This window comes from Anaerobacillus sp. 1_MG-2023 (genome assembly GCF_030547345.1).
In the GTDB taxonomy this organism is placed as follows: Bacteria; Bacillota; Bacilli; order Bacillales; family Guptibacillaceae; genus Guptibacillus; species Guptibacillus hwajinpoensis_B.
The window spans coordinates 259,016-276,846 of record NZ_JAUORD010000002.1 but is presented as its reverse complement, the minus strand read 5'-3'; the positions used below and the strand labels follow the sequence as shown (position 1 = coordinate 276,846).

Here is a 17,831-nt window from a genome sequence, read left to right as displayed (position 1 = left end):
TTTCTAACGGGTATGTTAGGCTACCCTATCATCTATTCCCTTAGCTTTTCTGCATTTTTCTACGAACAATTACGCCAGTTGCAGCCATAGTTGCAAGAATAGCTGCAACAATCCATTCGATTGGCATTTGCTGTTCAGCTGTACCACCCATACCTGTTTTAGGCATATCAGTTGGCATAGCTTCCATAGCGAATTTATCCGGGAATTGGTTTACGAAAGCACCAGAAAGTCCCTTTGCCGGCTTATACATATGAGCATAAGCTTCACGAACCGAATCATAAGCTGCATCGTAGTCTTCCGTAGTGTAGCTATCAAACGCAGATATTAATTGATTCACATGCATTTGTAACCCTTCAGATAATGGTCCCGCTTCTAATCTACCTTCAGTTGCTGTTTCAAGAAAACTCGAGAAGTCTGCACGATAGTCTTCAAGCGCTTTTAGTGCTTTTTCTTGAGCAGCTTCATCTTCAGCTCCCGTCGCTTGAACATATTCTACAAAGTTACCGATATGTCCAGACCACATTTCTTTAAATTGATTTCCTGCTTCTTCACCATATACAGAAGTTATCGCAGCAGCTAGATCATCCGTATTCTTGCTTAGTGCATCTGCAGATGCATTAAAGTCTTCTGATCCGTCGATTCCGTTCTGCATTGTCATCATTGCAAGACCAGCATGTTCAGATAATAAATGACCTAATGTTGCACGAAGATCAGAGGCTGGTGTTACGGCTTCTGTGTTTTCGAACTTGTCTGGGAACTGATCAGTAATGGCACCAGAGAATCCTTTAGCCACCATTTGCATGTGAGCAATCGCTTCACGTTCTTTCTCGTAAGCCATCTCGTAATCACCTGCTACATAGCTATCAAATGAACCAATCAACTGATTAATATGAGCTTGAAGTCCTTCAGACAATGTTTCAGCTTGAAGTCGTTCTCCAGTAGCATTTTCCAAGAAATTAGAGAAATCTTCTTTATAACCATCTAAACTATCTAAAGCTTTTTGTTTTGCATCTTCATCTTCATTACCTGTTGCTTTCACATAGTCAACGAAGAAACCGATATGATTGCTCCAAATTTCATTAAATTCAGCTCCTGCTTCTTCACCATAAACGGATGTAATCGCAGCTGTAAGGTCTTCCGTGTTTTCACTTAAGGCACCAGCAGAAGCTTCAAAATCTTCAGAACCTTCAGCTCCTTTTCTCATTGTTTCTACTGCAAGATAAGCATGCTCACTTAGTAAATGGCCAAGATCAGCACGAAGATCAGCACCTGGTGTTTCTACTGTAGGCTTGTCCATTTGCTCGTCGTGGTCAGAGGCAAATGCTCCAGCAGTTGGTATTAAAAGTGAAAAGCTAAGCGGAACAATTAATAGTCCCTTTTTCCAATCGATCACTTTCTTTTTCATATTCTTGTTCGTATTCATTATCAAATCCACTCCCCTTAATTTTGATTTACACTTAGCTAACGGAGAGAAGATCCATTTGGATCATTCTTTTTTAAAATTCTTCTCTTTTTTTAATTACGAGACAATAAAAAGTCAGCAAAACCCACACATACTAAGGTTCTGCTGACTTTCAAATTTTAACTATTTTTTTATAGATATGATGATATTTAGAATGTGATAATAAACTACCTTTTCCTCAATCAATTCTATATGTGTTAATCACGCCCGCTTTTTTAAGAAAAATTAATCAAACTCTTTTTTCTCCCATTCATCTTCCGGTAGTCCCAAATCCTCTCCAGAAAACCTTTCTTCTTTAAATGGATCGGCATGGTTATGAAATCCGTTTTGTTCCCAAAAACCAGGTTTGTCTTCATTGATAAATTCTATCCCTCTGATCCATTTAATACTTTTCCAGAAGTAAAGATGCGGTACAACTAACCTAAGAGGCCATCCGTGTTTTGCCGTTAATTTCTCTCCATCGACTGAGTGGGCAAGAATAACATCATCTCTCATTAAGTCAGTGAGGTGAATATTCGTTGAATAGTTATAGTCTCCATGTAGCATAACATAGTTCGTTTTCGGTACTATCCCATATGCGTTCATAAAATCCTTAATCAAAACCCCTTCAAAAGTATTATCAAACCTAGACCACCTTGTGACACAGTGAATATCACACTTTACTTTCTTCTGTGGTAAGGCAAGTATGTCGCTATAGGAAATGATCACTTCCTTATCAATTTCTCCAAATACACTTAGGTTCCATGTCGACATCTCATACACAGGTACATCACCTTCATGTAGAATAGGGAACCTTTCTGTAAGTACTTGCCCCGGTGGCAGACGATCACCATACTTTTCACTTGCATCTGGAACTTTCATTTTGCGAATACGGTCAGCTTTTTTCAAATTCTTCACAACCCGTCTCTCATTTATTGAATCGTCTAAAAAACTCTTCCTAACTAATAAGGAAGAGTTCGCTTCAGAGCTCTTCCTTATCTCTCAGAGCATAGACTCTGCTGGATTTGGCACCTTGTCTATCAGGTTGCCGGGCATCAAAGGGCCAGTCCCTCCGCCTCTCTCAATAAGGAAATTAAATAATGTAATTTTGATTCATTCTATCGGTCTATTTAGTATTTTGCAATTATTGTTTTAAACGAGATTTTTTTCATTTCAACAAATTGAAATTCTCCCCCATTGGTTTGTTGCATAAACAGATGAGTGATTTGAAATCCAGCCCTTTGATACACTTTTATGGCTCGTTTATTAAATTCAGCTACTGCCATTCCGAAGGAAGTTGGATGATACAATTCAACTGCTTTTTGAAGGCCAGCCTCTAAAAAAGAAAAGCCTTCTCCTTTTCCAACATTATCGGGACACATTCCTAGACCAATTTCTATATGGTTGTCTTCATGCTCATGAAAACTAAAAAAACCAATAAGATGATCCCTTTGGTAAACGCTCCAATAATTTTCATTGCTGACTGCATCTTCCCGGAACTCTTTTAGATCTTCAAGATCCTCGTCCATATTATAAAATGAGTATACCCCATCATAGTTCCAGGAGATAATTCGCTCGACTGCTTCATGACTTATTAACTTAAATTGATATACCAATACTCTCCCTCATTTCTGTGCGATTGAAAAGGAAAAGCCCCATGCTGGGAAATGCATGGGGCTCACACTTTATATTTTAAGGGGGACAGGAACCGGGGAAGTCCCTGCAAAAATAGTGTAGCAAGTTCCAAGGGCATGATGATTAATTATGAGTTGTTTTTCACATTCTTTTAATAAATGAAAAGAAGCTGGACAACTATTTATAAACCATGATTGTTTGAAGTTCTCGAAATCCAATGTCTTTATAAATGTATTTCGCGAAGTTAGAGGAATACACATTCAAACGAATTTCCTCATATCCCTGTTCTTTGAAGTTTTCAATACTCGCTTGAACCAGCTGCTTAGAATACCCTTTCCCACGAAACTTTGGAAAAACAAATACATCATAAATGAACCCATGCTTGCTTTCTGTAAAATAATCCGTGTTTTCTCCAAGTAATACCCAGCCAGCAATTTCCCCTTCGTCGCGATAAATGAGGTGGTAACCACCTCGATCAAGAATAGATGATACAATTTCGAGTGCTTTCTCTTCTTTTACGATACCAGGATTTGTCGTTCCTTCATTAACAGATTGAATGGAATTCGATAAAATAAAATCTCTTTCTTCTATCGTCGCTCGTTCGATCACATAGTTTCCCTCCATCATCAAAATCATTCATTACTCGTTTATTCTTGATGCAAGAACCTTATTCCTCCCATAAGTAGGATGCATATTCTTACCAAATTTATTTTTTTGTTAAAGCATAGACGCATGTATCAGTTAGTTTACTGCCATCAATTGAGACATGGTCGTTTCGTAAAATAGCCTCAAGTTGAAACAATTGTTTCTCGGCAATTCGCCGACTTCGCCTATTTGTCGCATTGCAACGAATTTCTAGTCTTCTAGCGTTAAGGTTTGAAAAGGCGTAATCTACAATGCCTTGGACCGCTTCAGACATATAGCCTTGACCAGCGTATCTAGAATCAATCCAATAACCGATTTCAAATTTACGAACGTTCCAATCTATTCGATGTAACCCTGAGGAACCGATAAAATCACCCGTCTGTTTATGGAAGAGTAATAGTCGAAGATCCTCCCGCTTTAAAAACGCTACGTGAGATTCGCAGATATTCGCTTCAACGTCTTCTTCCGTTTGATCTATATGTGCGAAAGGCATCCAAGGTTTAAGCTCTTCTAACGAGACAGCAATTGATTGATGAACCGAGACACCATCCCCAGGTAGTGGAAAACGTATATGTAAACGGTCAGTGCTAAATTTACTTGGTATATCAAATAAAATGGGTTTCATGGAACTATTCCTCCAACAACACCAAAAGATGTCAGAATTATATCATTAATGAGAAATCTGTCAAGTAATTGGTGTTTCCGCCCAATGTCCGCTACATATATTTGAAATCGAGAGACGAATTGAAGGGTCACTCACGAGGATATGGTTTTCGATATTCCGCATAATATTCATTCGCCCCTTTGAACAAGTCTTTATACATTTTCATTCCTCCTATATACTTGAGAAAATAGTTTTGAAAGGTGAGATCTATTGGATATTACAATTATACTATCATTCCTTCTTGCTGCTGTTCTTCTAACCGTTATGCCAGGACCTGACAATTTATTTGTTCTTGCTCAAAGCATCACACAGAACAAACAGGCTGGTATCGCCACTTCTCTTGGCCTCTGTTCAGGACTACTTGTTCATATTTCCGCTGCTACCTTAGGAATTTCTGCCCTCCTTTATCAATCCTCTCTCGCCTTTTCGATTGTTAAGTTTAGCGGGGCAGCTTACTTACTTTTCATGGCATATGAAGCTTTTAAAGATAGCGGATCCGCAACTAACCCCCTAAGTCAACCTAGCAGACCTTATTTTTCTTTATATCGAAAAGGGATTGTTATGAATATTTTAAATCCAAAAATCTCTTTATTCTTTCTCGCCCTTCTTCCACAGTTTATAAATCAGCAGGCAAATTCACCTGCTCTTCAAATGTTAATTTTAGGAGGGGTTTTCATTCTACAAGCCTTTCTTATCTTTAGTGCAATAAGCTTATTTGCAGGAAAAATCGCATTCTATGTCGTAGAAAATCATGTTCTAGCTAGAAAATTCAATCTTGCAAAAGCATTATTGCTTGCTTTAATTGGTCTTCAAATAGCCTTTAGCGATCAATAAAAAAAAGCAGCGCTTCTCATTAGAAGGCGCTGCTTTAATATTTTTTTAGTAAAATCTAAATTTACTGAGCTGTATAACCACCATCAATTAGAAGAGCTTGCCCTGTAATGCTCTTCGCTGCATCACTTGCGATAAACATTGAGTAATCAGCTATCTCTTTCACTTCAAGAAGTCTTCTTTGTGGTACAAGTGGATAGATTACTTCTTCTAGTACCTTTTCTAGCTCTACTCCGCGTTCTTTCGCTAGATCTTCCATCTGACCTCTTACGAGTGGTGTATCAACATAACCTGGTGCCATGGCATTTACTGTGATACCGTGTTCCGCACCTTCAAGTGCAGAAACCTTTGTAAGACCAATGACCCCATGCTTGGCACTATTGTAAGCCGCTTTCCCTCCGAAACCGATGACACCATTGATAGATGCCATGTTAATAATTCGCCCAAATCCTTGTTTCTTCATGATTGGAAATACATGCTTTGTTGCTATGAAAGGAGCTGTAAGCATAATATCCTGCATCATACGAAACTTCTCAGTCGGGAAGTTTTCTAATGCAGATACGTGCTGAAGTCCCGCATTATTTATTAACACGTCTAAGCGACCGTATTCTTCTACAGTACGGTCAATTGCTTGTTTAATTTCATCTTCATTTGTCACGTCTGCTTTAATACCAATAGCGTTATAACCTTTATCTCTTAGTTTCTTGGCAGCTTCTTGTGTTCCTTCTTCATTTATGTCAGATAGAACAACTTTTGCTCCATTCTCTGCGAACGTTTCACCAATTTCAAAACCAATTCCTCTAGCTGCTCCTGTAATAAATACAGTCTTGTTGTTAACCATGAATATTTCCTCCTATTGTCAATCCTAAATTAAAATTATACTGTCACACCTCTCTATTCCCGCTCCCCCTTTTAATAAACTAATCATTTTTGATTAATTTTCATAGCTCCCAATTTAAGTCACTTCATTAAAGTTTTTTTAGCCTATATTTAGATGTATTGATTTCTGGTTTATTTGAATGAAAGCTTAGTTTCAATCGCCCCATCCACATTTGGCTCAACAAAAAAATAACCTGGTGCGTTACTGCTCCAGGTTACGATTCTTATTAAAATGATCAGATGCTTCTTTATTCTTTGTGGAGCCAAGTTCCTTCCCTAATATCAAAAGTGACTGGTTAATTCTCCATATATAATAGAGGTCATTTACAAACTTTTTCAAATTTAAATCTTCATATTCAACTTTTTCTGAAAGACCTTCAATATACTCTCTTTCTTTATTTAAACTATACATCGTTAACCCTGTTTCACCTTTTAATAGTTTAAGTAAAGTATGGACATTATGTTTAATCACTTCATTAACCTCGAAAAGTGTGTTCTCTGATCCTTCTATGATAGTTGAACGGTTATTTCGATTTGTAGAAGCCAATAGATGTTTAGCAAAATAATTGATCGCTGTTAGTACAGTTAACCAGCGTTCAATCCCTGATCGGGCAAGAATAGCAGGTCGATTACGAAGCGGTCTCGCATCTTCAAGGATTTTTCGCATTTGTTCATCAATACTAAAAGCCTGATTTGTAAAATTAAAATTCTTTTCAGTATGTGAAAAGGATTCAAGATAATCCGACACATACTCATTTAATTTATTAAGAAAATCTTCCGCAGTATCTGCAACCTTTTCACGTGTAGTTTTAGGGTAGATCACTGCTGCTGCTAGAAAACCAATGAATGCTCCTGCTAACGTATCAAACACACGAGCTATTAAAATCTGTTCTGTAATCCCACCTAGGATAAAATCGTACATAATCGCGATTAGCATTGTCATCCAAAACATCATCATCGCATACGAAATGGAGAGCAAATAAAATGCCATAAAGATACAGCAAAATAATGCAATTAACTCTAAGACAAGCCTTCCTTCAAGAAGATGCGCCAGGCCAAAACCTGCAACCGCGCCGAAAATAGTTCCCAGTGACCGTTGAAAAGCTTTTTGTAACGTCATTCCAACGGTATCCGTTCCTAAAAGAACTACAAATGCAGAGAGGAGAACCCAGTACTGGTGAGTAGGTGAAAGGAAATAGCCTAAGAAAATAGCCACTACGCCTGCTACGATAGCTTGGAGCGCCTTCCTAGTGGCTGCTCTTGGTCGATTTGATTTTTCACTTTCTCGAACATTTTCTTTCTTTACTTCTTCTGGATCGTCTAATCGAACTTGTTCTTCAATATTCGCCATCCGTCTAGCTCCGAGTTCGTTTGAACTTTCAATAAGATGATTGGCAATCGACTCTATTCTCCTAATTAACCATAACCAATCTTTATTTTGATGATTAGATATTCGTAATTCGATCAGCTGATTTTTCAATTCTTCAATAACGGTCTGTGTTTGCTTTAAGTTTCCAACGATATCGTGACTTCGTAACACCTCAGCGTCTCTAATGGATTCAACAACTTTATATAGTAATTTTCTTACTTCATTATGTTCAAGTGCATGAAGTTCTTTCATCCTTTTAACTGCGGGATAAAGTGTTTCAATTAACATCTCGGCATCAAAGACGTACATTCTAAGTTGCTCAGCGTCTATACCACTCCAGACTTCTCCTGGATCAGTTGTTGTTAATTGGCTTGAAATAACCTGGGCATACTCATTAAGTTTTCTTACATCTCGCTTTAATAACAAGGCTCTATAGCGATTCGGAGTCGGATCTGATATGGCATCAAGTACGAGATCTAGCGTAAGGTTTGTTTGAATATGAAACGACTTCATACTTCGACTGAGCTGTCTTTTGGGACGATTTCTAAACAGAATAAAGTGATAAAGATACGAGTATGCTCCTCCGACAACAATTCCGAGGATAAAACCGAGCAAGTCGGATGGTTGAAGTTTCAATAAGGTTGAAAAATAGATCGATAAAAAAGCAATCATAAATAGTCCAAAATATCGAAAACCATAATGTTGTAGGTAGTAAGCAAAAAAGATCACAAGTAAAAACAAACCATCCGTAACAAATGGAATAGAGCTAAGCAATGTTCGAAGTGTTAACCAAATAATACTTGAAATTACTAACAAAAGGGCAGTGATTTTTTTCTTTTTATCTGTGTCATCATTCACAAGTAATAATGATAAAAGACTTACCACCCCAGCAAGAATAGCTGGGGTAAATGATATTCCAAGTATTGTGGTCAACCACAGCATTGTCATGACGGAAGAAAAAACGCTAATCGTTATTCTTGCTGCTTGATGTAACCTAGTCCTGCCGGGGTCTGTAGCAGCCAAACGAGACCACCAGCTTTGTATGATTGTTTTCTCGTTTTTAGTCCACATACATTAATAATAGCGAATTTTGATTCATTCTGCCAACATTGCGTATTCCAACTCTACTTTTATTTGTTGGGAAGTTAATGTTAGATCGTTCATATTGCTTATTTTCTTTTCCTCGGTATCTAACTCTATTTAAAAAACCTTTGGAGAATGTACTCCAAAGGTTTTATATTAAACCGTTTTTAGATCTTTTTTGGACTTGGCTTTCTTATCCGTACTACGTTGCTTTCTTGGTACTTCTTCATTAAATGATTTAATCATTCCCCAGCACGTAAATAACAGAATAATTGTAAGCGGGAAAGCACTAACGATTATAGCCGTCTGCATACTTTCAAGTCCACCCGTAATCATTAGAACGATCGCTGATGCTGATAACAAAAATCCCCAGGTAAATTTCACATAGTTCGGGGGATTCAAACTTCCATTTGTTGTTTGCATTCCAAGCACAAATGTAGCTGAATCGGCAGATGTAATAAAGAATGTAGAGATTAATAATAGTGTAACGATAGTTAAAATACCACCGAGCGGAAGTTGTTCATATAAGAAAAATAACCCCGTCTCAAGACTTTGACCTGCTATATCTGTTCCTTGAGTAAAATCAAAGAAAATACCAGATCCTCCAAATACCCCAAACCAAAATGCACAAACGACTGTTGGTACAACTGTTACGGCTATCATAAACTCTCTAATCGTTCTTCCTTTCGATACCCTTGCAATAAATGTCCCAACAAAAGGAGACCAGGCAATCCACCATGCCCAATAAAAGATTGTCCAATCTTGAATCCACGTTTCACTTTCTGCATTCATTGGAGCAAGTCTCATGCCCATAGCAAATATATTTTGAACATATTCTCCGAAAGTAGTGACAAATAAATCTAACACAAATTTTGTTGGTCCGAGAATGACAAACATGATAAGCAATAATACAGCAAGCGCCATATTAGCATTACTTAAATACCTTATCCCCCTCTTTATTCCTGTTCCTGCTGAAACAGTAAAAAGAACGGTGATAATCGCAATAATAATCAATTGAATTGTGAAATTATTAGGTATGTTTGTTAAATAACTTATACCACCGTTAATTTGTTGAGCCCCAAGGCCTAGAGAAGCGGCGACACCAAATATTGTCGCAAAAACTGCAATAATATCTACTGTAATCCCGATAGGGCCTTTCACTTTATCTCCTAATAGTGGATAAAGCGTTGCGCTCATTAATCCCGGCGCCCCTTTTCTAAATTTATAATAAGCTAGCGCTAATGCGATGGTTGCGTATATGGCCCATGCATGGAACCCCCAATGTAAATATGTATATCGAAGGGAAAGGTGCGCGGCTTCAACCGTTCCTCCTTCACCATATGGCGGGGTAGAAAAGTGGGACATTGGTTCTGATACACCAAAGAACAATAGCCCTATTCCCATCCCGGCGCTAAAGAGCATAGCAAACCATGTGAGCCTGCTATATTCAGGCTTATCTGTATCCTTTCCTAACTTGATATGCCCAAATCGACTAAAAATCAAATAAATTGCAAATATTAAAAAGAAAGTTGCGGCAAGCTGATAAAACCAGCCAAACTGATCTAAGAAGAAATTTTGGGATACCGTCATCACCTGATTAAGGTTATCTGGCATCAGCACGCCCCAACCAACGAAGACAATCGCAATAGCGATTCCTATCCAGAAAACGTTAGTAACTTTGTTCATTCTCTCCACTCCTACATTTATTATGTGGATCTCAAAAATATTTCAAAATAATAACCACATCGTTACTAATCATAAGCAAAACCGAACTTATTATCAAATTTTTATAAGAATTTAGTATAATATACCCCATACCGCTTTACTAAAACCCCTTCATATTCACAATGTATTTATTTTAGTATCTTGTTCTATTAATCAGCTTTTCTTTTCTCCATTTTCAAAAAAAAACAGAGGCGTATATTACGTCTCTGTTTTCTGTGATCTATAAACCTGAACTTAATATAATTTTCCCTTTAGGCGTTTCACTTGTATTATCCGGTTCAAGGGTAATCGCGACAGCATCCCAGTCGTGCTCACCTTCATAATCTACCTGATAAGCTACCTCACCTTTTCCTTCCTGATTTGGAACAAATGAGCCTGCGCGGTATGGTTTTTCACCTTCAAGTAACCAAACTTGATACACTTGATCGCCTTCAACTCCTGACACATCGTTCACTTCTACAACTAAATTCATTTTTCCATCTTCATTCATAAGCGCTGCAGATCCTGCTGAAGCTTCTGCTTCAGTTGGCTGTAGTTGTACAGCTTTGATAAGAGATGAAATTTGTTCTGAATTATCTATCTCGCCATCAGATTCGTTTATATACGTATACAAATTTCCACCAAGGGAGAGAAAAAGTGCTGCTGCTAATGCAGGCGCTACCCACTTCCTCTGTCTTGATTTTCTTTCTGTCTGCAGATCTATTACTGTATTACTCTGTTTCTCTTCTAGGTTTTCGACTTCATTGTTATCTACTTCTTCCGCCTCGCTCTCAAACACACTTGTCAGAACACGATCTTTCATTCCAGCGGGTGGTTCTTCTGGTATAGAGAGATAAGGAAGGTCACCTGTCAATTCATCCAGCTCCTTTAATTCCTCTCTGCACTCTTCACAAGATAAAAGGTGAGTTTCGAACCGTTCTTTTTCTTCTTCTGATAAGGTTTCATTAAAATAGTCAAGTAGTTGCTCACAATTTGCTTTCATCTGAGACCCCTCCTTTCTCTCTAAGACTGGTATTTAAATGTTTGAGCGCTAGCCGAATTCGGCCTTTAACAGTACCCAGAGGGAGGTCGAACTCTTCAGAGATCTTTTTGTGCGTCATTCCTTTAAAATAGAACATTTCAATTATTTTCTGTTGCTCATCTTTAAGTTTTGATACAGCTGTACGAAGTATTTGTCCTCGCTCTTTCCATTCAACCTGATCTTCCACTGAAGATTCATCACTATGAAGAGAGTCTCGTTCATCCAGTTCAAAATCTGGCTCTTTTGATTGTTTGCGGAGCAAATCAATTGCTGTATGCCGCGTCATTGTAAGGAGCCAAGAAGAGAATTTCCCTTTGTCAGCACTATACTCGGCCTTCCCTTTCCATAGCTTTATGAACACTTCTTGCATAACTTCTTCTGCAAGTCCTCCATCTTTTACAATTCGATATGAGAAAGAATATAACAACTTTTCATATCGATCGTAAAGAGATGAGAGAGCTTCTTTATCCTTTGCCTGCACCTTAACATACAGCTCGGCATCGTTAAGTTCTCTCATATCATTCTCCTTTTCATCGCAACTGACGCTAGCCTGAAGAGGCAGGAAGCTTATGTATAGCTAACGTTACTCAGTCTACTTTGGATGTGTTTTTCATAAAAAATCATCTTACCAATCCACGAAAGCGCTTTTAGTTTATAATGCCCCTCTGAAAGAAAAGCTGCAATTATACATCATTTCTGTCTTCAACACTTCTCTCAAGTATTGGATCCTTAAACCAAGGAGACTCATTCCATCCATTATTCACCAAAAAAGTTTTCTTCAAATCAGCTCCCTAAATAAACAGTTTACTGGCAGCTTTGACCAAAACTGATTTTAATATATTCACTTTCATCTCCATGCTCTAATCAACTATTTAGCATAATTTGTTTCTAGATGAAAGTATATCATAATTGTATTCTTTTCCATTGAATACACCCTCTAACTTAAAAGTTTTTTCTACCAATTCACCTCAGTTTGATTTCGCGAAACTTTTCACATGCTCCTTGTTCCTGTATGATAGGTTGGAGTAAATATTGAAGAGGTGACTTATGATGAGTAATAAAGTAGCGCTAATCACAGGTGGAACAAGAGGTATCGGTAAAGCAATAGCACGAAAATTTGCTTCCGAAGGCTACAACCTTGTTCTCAACTTTATGAGAAAGAAGAAAGATGCGGAACAAACAAAACAAGAATTAGAAAGCGAATATGGCATTACCGTACATATCGTTAAAGCAAATGTTGGTGAAGTGAAGCAAATCACTTCTTTATTTCATGAAACAGAAGAAACATTTGGTCGACTTGATGTATTTGTTAACAATGCCGCTTCAGGTGTTTTAAGACCTCTAATGGAAATAGAAGAAAGTCATTGGGATTGGACACAGAACATCAATGCTAAAGCATATCTATTTGCTGCACAAGAAGCCGCTAAAATCATGGAGAAAAATGGTGGAGGAGCGATTGTAGCCCTATCAAGTCTTGGATCAATCAGGGCACTTCCAAATTATGTTGCTGTTGGCGTATCTAAAGCATCCGTAGAAGCGATTACTCGCTATCTCGCTGTTGAATTATCACCAAAAGGAATTGTCGTGAACGCTGTTTCTGGTGGCGCTGTGGATACGGACGCTCTTAAACATTTTCCAAACAGAGAAGAATTATTAGAATCTGCTAAGGAAAGAAATCCAGCTGGACGCCTAGTAGAGCCTACAGATATGGCAGATACCGCTTATTTCTTAACAACTCCAGCAGCACGTATGATTCGTGGGCAAACGATTATTGTCGATGGTGGATTATCTTTGCTAGGTGAATAAACGTAAGGCACGACCGCGGTATTTTCTGCTGTCGTGCTTTTTTTGTCGCATCCTCGATAACAACAAGCTAAAATATCTTTCCTCACTGTATGAAACATGCTCTTTTACTTACATAAAATCAAAAAAGTACCGAATTACATGGAAATAAACAGGTGATGTGTATGCAAGACTATCCACTCTATTTAAGTAATTTCCCTCCAAAGCCTTCATTCTTCGATCGTCACCAAGTAAGAGATCCCTTTTCAGAACGGAAATTGTTAGACTACCAAGAAAGCCAGCGACGCTGATTAGAACTCCTGATAAAACTCCAAACAACGTACCAAAAGGCGTTAAATAAGGAAATAACATATAGGCTAGTGCTGTTGTGACGATAATTGCGCTTAAAAATCCTTCTAAAGTAAGATAAGGGTTGGAGGATGGAACGACTTTACGCCTGCCTAGATAAAGAGAAATAATGTAATGAACTGCATCATTTACCTGAGTTAGCAATACAAGAAATAACACTAAATTGGCTCCATAAATTGGGCTAGCTATTTGGAAATAGGCAAGGTGGCTTAGACCAAAAACCATTAGCATTAACCCCCATTGAGTCGAACTAACTGATCTTAGAAAACCTAGCGTCCCTTTTCCTATAATACGTGGAAGCGGTAGCAATAAGAAAACATAAACTGGTATAAACACAATGAACATTCCATACCAATCGATTAGGATCCAATAGAATTGGAGTGGGATAGCGACATAGGACCATAGAAAAATCCTTCTATCAGCTTTCCGAGTTTTCATCATTGAGAAATATTCTTTTAATGCGAAAAAGCTTAATATCATTAAAGAAAACAAGGAAACGATTGGGTTAAATAGTGTGGCAAGACAAAAAACAACAAACATGCCCCACCACGTTTTTACTTTTAACGATAGTCCCGTAAAGTCCTTGGTTGGCTGCTTATTCTTCGCAACAAGAAAAACAGCCTGTGCAAATAAAAGACCTATTAAAATAATTGCCAATATCCATATTGTGCTTTCCAGAAGAGGTACCTCCTTATCAATCTATTTATGTATAATGAGAGTAAACGTCAAATGTATAAGGATACCATGATGAGTCAAAAAATATATATTTTACTTTCTGATACCGGTACACTCTTTACAAAATCGATTAAGAAATATACTAAAGCTCCTTACAATCATGCATCACTTGCCTTCGATGAAGAATTAAATGATATGTATAGCTTTGGAAGAAAAAAACCTGGCAATCCTCTAAATGGCGGATTTGTGAAAGAAGATGTCCTAACGGGGACATACAGCCGATACCCCATGACGACATGCGTAATCTATGAACTCAATGTAACGGAACGTGATGTACACAAAATGAAGCGCTTGCTAAAGATATTCATTCGAAACAAACAGCGGTTTTTGTACAATATTCTCGGCGTTTTGGGGGTTTCAATAAATGAACCTATTGAGTTTAGTAATTCTTATTTTTGTTCTCAATTTGTTGCTGAAGTTCTTTATCGTTCAGGCATTCAACTTTGGGACAAGCTTCCAGCACTTGTTACTCCAGATGATTTTCGCAAATGCGAAAGGCTTTTACTAATTTACGAAGGGAAACTCTTTGATTATGAACCTATTAGAAAGCAGCTTCATAAATTTTAACGTGTATATTTAGTATGACTTTTATGATGTTTTTTCACAATAAATGAATAAAACGTGGACAGATCCCCTTAGAATCTGTCCACGTTTGGAACGATCATTAAGCTGTAAACGTTTCTGTTAGAACAGGAACGATTTGTTTCTTACGAGAAACAACGCCTTCAAGTACAGCAAGGTTTTCAATTAATGTGACATCAAAAGCCTTCTCGACTTTATTTGCTTGTTTACCTAGTGCTAAAGCCGTTGAGTTATTAGTAAGAATGTCCGTTACAACGAGTAAGAAAAGATCAAGATCTTTAGCTTCGATCGTTTTTCTCATTTCTTCTTCAACTACATCCTGACGAGCAAGAACATCGAGAGTATCAACAACGTTGACTTGAGCTACTTCCACTTTAGAAGCTCCCATACCAAATTCTTTCGCATCAAGAGAGATCAGTTCAGCAGGCGTTTTACTGCTCATATCCGCCCCAGCCTTAAGCATTTCAAGACCATATGTTTCGGCATTTACTCCCGCTATTTCAGCAAGTTCGCTAGCCGCAGCTATATCTTCCTCCGTACATGTTGGTGATTTGAAAAGAAGAGAGTCAGAAATGATCGCAGAAAGCATAAGACCAGCTATGTTTTTATCAACCTGAACATTCTTCTCTTTGTATAACTTATTTAGAATCGTTGCTGTACAACCAACCGGCTCTGCTCTGTAATAAACAGGGTCAGCTGTTTCGAAGTTCGCAATGCGGTGATGATCAATCACTTCTAGAATCCGAACATTTTCAATATCCTCTGCACTCTGTTGACGTTCGTTGTGGTCAACAAGAATAACCTCATTTGTTTCATTCGAAACGGTTTGAACCATTCGTGGAGCTTCCACATTAAATTGATCTAACGCGTATTGTGTTTCTCCATTGACTGCACCAAGGCGGACTGCCTCTACATTCATGCCAAGCTTCTTTTTTAAATCGGCATAAACGAGAGCAGAAGTGATCGTATCCGTATCAGGATTTTTATGTCCGAAAATCAATACTTTTTCCATAGTTAGACTCCTTTTAGATGAAAAGATTTATGTACTCAATACATATTGTAAAGATCTCTTACCGTAAACTCAACAGCATTTTGTATTCTTTAAATAAGAAAAGTAAGGAAACCGATTCTTTCGCATAAAGAATCGGTCACCTTATTATTATAGAGATCCTATTGACTGAGTAATCAAGCTATCCCCAGAAATCAAATCGAAAGATCGGCGAATCGTATTTTTTTTCATTAGTGTAGAAACGATAACCTCAGCTACATCATCACGTGGGATCGATCCACGTCCTAGATTCTCAGCGATTGACACCTTGCCAGTTCCTTCTTCGTTTAAAAGACCACCTGGGCGCACAATAGTATAGTCCAATGAACTTGCTTCTAACGCTTTATCAGCGTAATGTTTTGCAGCGTAGTATGGCAATAATGCCTCACTCCAATTTTCTCTGTTGTGTGCTTGAAGTGCACTCAACATCACATAACGCTTAATGCCAAGTTTTTCAGCTGCTTCGATCGTTTTTACTGCTCCATCTAGATCTACTAATAATGTTTTATCTGATCCAGTACTTCCACCAGAACCAGCAGCAAAAATAACGGCGTCGCTCCCTTTCATAGCCTCAGAAATGGTATCGACTGAGTCTTCAAGACTCGCTACTACTGATTCAATTCCGCGGTTTGCTAATTCATCCGCCTGTTCTTTCTTTCGGACCATCGCCTTTAAGGAATAGTCTTTGTTATGATCAAGAAGATTGACAACTTTTTGACCTACCTGGCCGTTTGCTCCAATAACCAGTACATTCATGAGTAAACTCTCCTTTTGGATTGTCTATCCATATTATTTCAAAATAAATTCTTAATCTCAACTAACCTGCTTGATTGTTCAATTGCGTTGACGCTTTCCCGCTATCTCTCTTCATAGAAAATACCGCGGCAGCAAGTGAAAGTAAAATAAAGGCACTTCCAACAGTGGCATTCATTTCAACTGAGCTGTTTTCAATGACAAAAGCTCCAACCGAGGAACCCATTGCAATTCCGAGGTGAAGAGCAGAATTATTCAGGCTTTGTTGAATATCAGATGATTCTGGCGCAAGTTCAATTAAATAGCTTTGTTGTGCAGGTGTGATCCCCCAGCTCAGCATACTCCAAATTACCATTATGATAAGAAAGACCGGAAAGGAGAAAGTTGAAAAGGGAATAATAAACATTGCAACAGCAAAAACCATAATCGATATAAGTATTGTTGGTCTTGTTCCAAATCGATCTGAAGCCATTCCACCTAGTCCGCCCCCGGCAACTGCAGCCACTCCAAAGATCAGATAAACAATACTTACCCAACTTCCTGATAATCCAAGTATTGTTTTGAGAAACGGCGTTAGATATCCATAAAGAGTTAGGTGACCTGTTAAAAACATTAAGGATGTTAACTGTGCTGATAATACACGGCTATCTTTCAGTGTTTGTAGCTGTTTACGAAGTGGAACTGCGGGTTTAGGCTGAATCTTCTCCATAAACAAGGTAACTCCCACCATTGATAACAGTGTGAGAACTAGGATCAAAACAAAAGGCGCTTTCCATCCAAATGCATTTCCAAGCATTAATCCAATTGGCACTCCCAAAACTAGAGAAGCACTAATCCCCATAAATACAACCCCTATAGCTCTTGCGCGATATTCCTGTTTTACTATATTGGAAGCAATGGTGACACATAGCACAACAAGAAGAGAACCACTTGCCGCTGAGATAATTCTCGCTGTCATTAACAGACTAAACGTTGTACTAATGACTGCGATTAGATTCCCTATTAAAAAAATAACGAGTGAGAATAGCATCAAGTTTTTCCGTTCTATTTTTGCAGTTACAGAAAGTAGAACTGGACCCATTAATGCAAATACGATAGAAAAAACACTAATTAATAAACCTGTCTTCCCTAAACTTATTTGAAGATCTTCTGCTACCAGATCAAGAATTCCTCCTATAATTAATTCCACCATTCCTACTACAAATGAAACAATCGTAAGTAAGTAAACACGTTTATTCATTACTTCTTGCACCCCTCTTATTAAGTTAC

Annotated in this window: 17 protein-coding genes and 1 riboswitch; of the genes, 3 read left to right on the top strand and 14 right to left on the bottom strand. The window is 38.0% G+C overall.

The genetic code is table 11. From position 1 onward, the window contains the following. Nucleotides 1-40: 40 nt before the first annotated feature. The 5 genes from Q4550_RS05195 to Q4550_RS05175 form a co-directional block, all read right to left on the bottom strand. A complete protein-coding gene (locus Q4550_RS05195; RefSeq protein ID WP_303531133.1) occupies nt 41-1,390 on the bottom strand; it encodes a copper amine oxidase in 1,350 nt (449 codons plus the stop codon). A gap of 297 nt (nt 1,391-1,687) precedes the next feature. After that, a complete protein-coding gene (locus Q4550_RS05190; protein WP_303531131.1) occupies nt 1,688-2,350 on the bottom strand; it encodes a sulfite oxidase-like oxidoreductase in 663 nt (220 codons plus the stop codon). An 83-nt stretch (nt 2,351-2,433) separates the two neighbouring features. Next, nucleotides 2,434-2,532: riboswitch (SAM riboswitch) on the bottom strand. A gap of 39 nt (nt 2,533-2,571) precedes the next feature. Next, on the bottom strand, nt 2,572-3,057 hold the full coding sequence (locus Q4550_RS05185) for a GNAT family N-acetyltransferase (RefSeq protein WP_303530840.1): 486 nt from the start codon (nt 3,055-3,057) through the stop codon (nt 2,572-2,574). A gap of 196 nt (nt 3,058-3,253) precedes the next feature. Next, nucleotides 3,254-3,685 carry a GNAT family N-acetyltransferase gene (locus Q4550_RS05180; protein WP_194222332.1) on the bottom strand — a complete coding sequence of 144 codons (432 nt, stop codon included), beginning with the start codon at nt 3,683-3,685 and terminating at the stop codon, nt 3,254-3,256. Nucleotides 3,686-3,782: 97 nt separating this feature from the next. Then, the gene (locus Q4550_RS05175; RefSeq protein WP_303530838.1) at nt 3,783-4,346 is read right to left on the bottom strand and encodes a GNAT family N-acetyltransferase; all 564 of its coding nucleotides are present in this window, start codon (nt 4,344-4,346) and stop codon (nt 3,783-3,785) included. A 249-nt stretch (nt 4,347-4,595) separates the two neighbouring features. On the opposite strand from Q4550_RS05175, the gene Q4550_RS05170 reads away from it, so the two are divergent. Continuing rightward, complete coding sequence (locus tag Q4550_RS05170) at nt 4,596-5,219, top strand: LysE family translocator (RefSeq protein ID WP_303530836.1); 624 nt, start codon at nt 4,596-4,598, stop codon at nt 5,217-5,219. Nucleotides 5,220-5,280: 61 nt separating this feature from the next. On the opposite strand, the gene Q4550_RS05165 is transcribed toward Q4550_RS05170, so the two are convergent. The 5 genes from Q4550_RS05165 to Q4550_RS05145 all read right to left on the bottom strand — a co-directional run bounded on the left by Q4550_RS05165 (nt 5,281) and on the right by Q4550_RS05145 (nt 11,810). Next, the gene (locus Q4550_RS05165; protein ID WP_303530834.1) at nt 5,281-6,057 is read right to left on the bottom strand and encodes a 3-hydroxybutyrate dehydrogenase; all 777 of its coding nucleotides are present in this window, start codon (nt 6,055-6,057) and stop codon (nt 5,281-5,283) included. A gap of 240 nt (nt 6,058-6,297) precedes the next feature. Next, nucleotides 6,298-8,487 (bottom strand): FUSC family protein, encoded by a 2,190-nt coding sequence (locus Q4550_RS05160; protein WP_303530833.1) that lies wholly within the window; start codon nt 8,485-8,487, stop codon nt 6,298-6,300. Between the two features lie 216 nt (nt 8,488-8,703). Then, on the bottom strand, nt 8,704-10,233 hold the full coding sequence (locus tag Q4550_RS05155) for a glycine betaine uptake BCCT transporter (RefSeq protein WP_303530832.1): 1,530 nt from the start codon (nt 10,231-10,233) through the stop codon (nt 8,704-8,706). 259 nt (nt 10,234-10,492) lie between these two features. Continuing rightward, entirely contained in the window at nt 10,493-11,254 is a 762-nt protein-coding gene (locus Q4550_RS05150) for an anti-sigma factor (RefSeq protein ID WP_303530830.1), read from the bottom strand. After that, the gene (locus Q4550_RS05145; RefSeq protein WP_194222029.1) at nt 11,238-11,810 is read right to left on the bottom strand and encodes an RNA polymerase sigma factor; all 573 of its coding nucleotides are present in this window, start codon (nt 11,808-11,810) and stop codon (nt 11,238-11,240) included. Before Q4550_RS05145 ends, Q4550_RS05150 begins: the two co-directional genes overlap by 17 nt. A gap of 530 nt (nt 11,811-12,340) precedes the next feature. On the opposite strand from Q4550_RS05145, the gene fabL reads away from it, so the two are divergent. Next, complete coding sequence (gene fabL, locus Q4550_RS05140) at nt 12,341-13,099, top strand: enoyl-[acyl-carrier-protein] reductase FabL (RefSeq protein ID WP_303530829.1); 759 nt, start codon at nt 12,341-12,343, stop codon at nt 13,097-13,099. Between the two features lie 108 nt (nt 13,100-13,207). On the opposite strand, the gene Q4550_RS05135 is transcribed toward fabL, so the two are convergent. Continuing rightward, nucleotides 13,208-14,095, bottom strand: a complete 888-nt coding sequence (locus Q4550_RS05135; protein WP_371018652.1) for a phosphatidate cytidylyltransferase — start codon at nt 14,093-14,095, stop codon at nt 13,208-13,210. A gap of 96 nt (nt 14,096-14,191) precedes the next feature. Between Q4550_RS05135 and Q4550_RS05130 the strand changes: the two genes are divergently transcribed. Beyond that, the gene (locus Q4550_RS05130; protein WP_303530827.1) at nt 14,192-14,746 is read left to right on the top strand and encodes a hypothetical protein; all 555 of its coding nucleotides are present in this window, start codon (nt 14,192-14,194) and stop codon (nt 14,744-14,746) included. A gap of 97 nt (nt 14,747-14,843) precedes the next feature. Here Q4550_RS05130 and Q4550_RS05125 read toward each other — a convergent pair whose 3' ends face one another. The 3 genes from Q4550_RS05125 to Q4550_RS05115 all read right to left on the bottom strand — a co-directional run bounded on the left by Q4550_RS05125 (nt 14,844) and on the right by Q4550_RS05115 (nt 17,802). Then, a complete protein-coding gene (locus Q4550_RS05125; protein ID WP_303530825.1) occupies nt 14,844-15,773 on the bottom strand; it encodes a manganese-dependent inorganic pyrophosphatase in 930 nt (309 codons plus the stop codon). 147 nt (nt 15,774-15,920) lie between these two features. Further along, nucleotides 15,921-16,565 carry an SDR family oxidoreductase gene (locus Q4550_RS05120; protein WP_303530823.1) on the bottom strand — a complete coding sequence of 215 codons (645 nt, stop codon included), beginning with the start codon at nt 16,563-16,565 and terminating at the stop codon, nt 15,921-15,923. Between the two features lie 61 nt (nt 16,566-16,626). Beyond that, nucleotides 16,627-17,802: an MFS transporter gene (locus Q4550_RS05115; RefSeq protein WP_303530821.1), complete on the bottom strand. Its 1,176-nt coding sequence runs from the start codon at nt 17,800-17,802 to the stop codon at nt 16,627-16,629. Between the last annotated feature and the right edge of the window lie 29 nt (nt 17,803-17,831).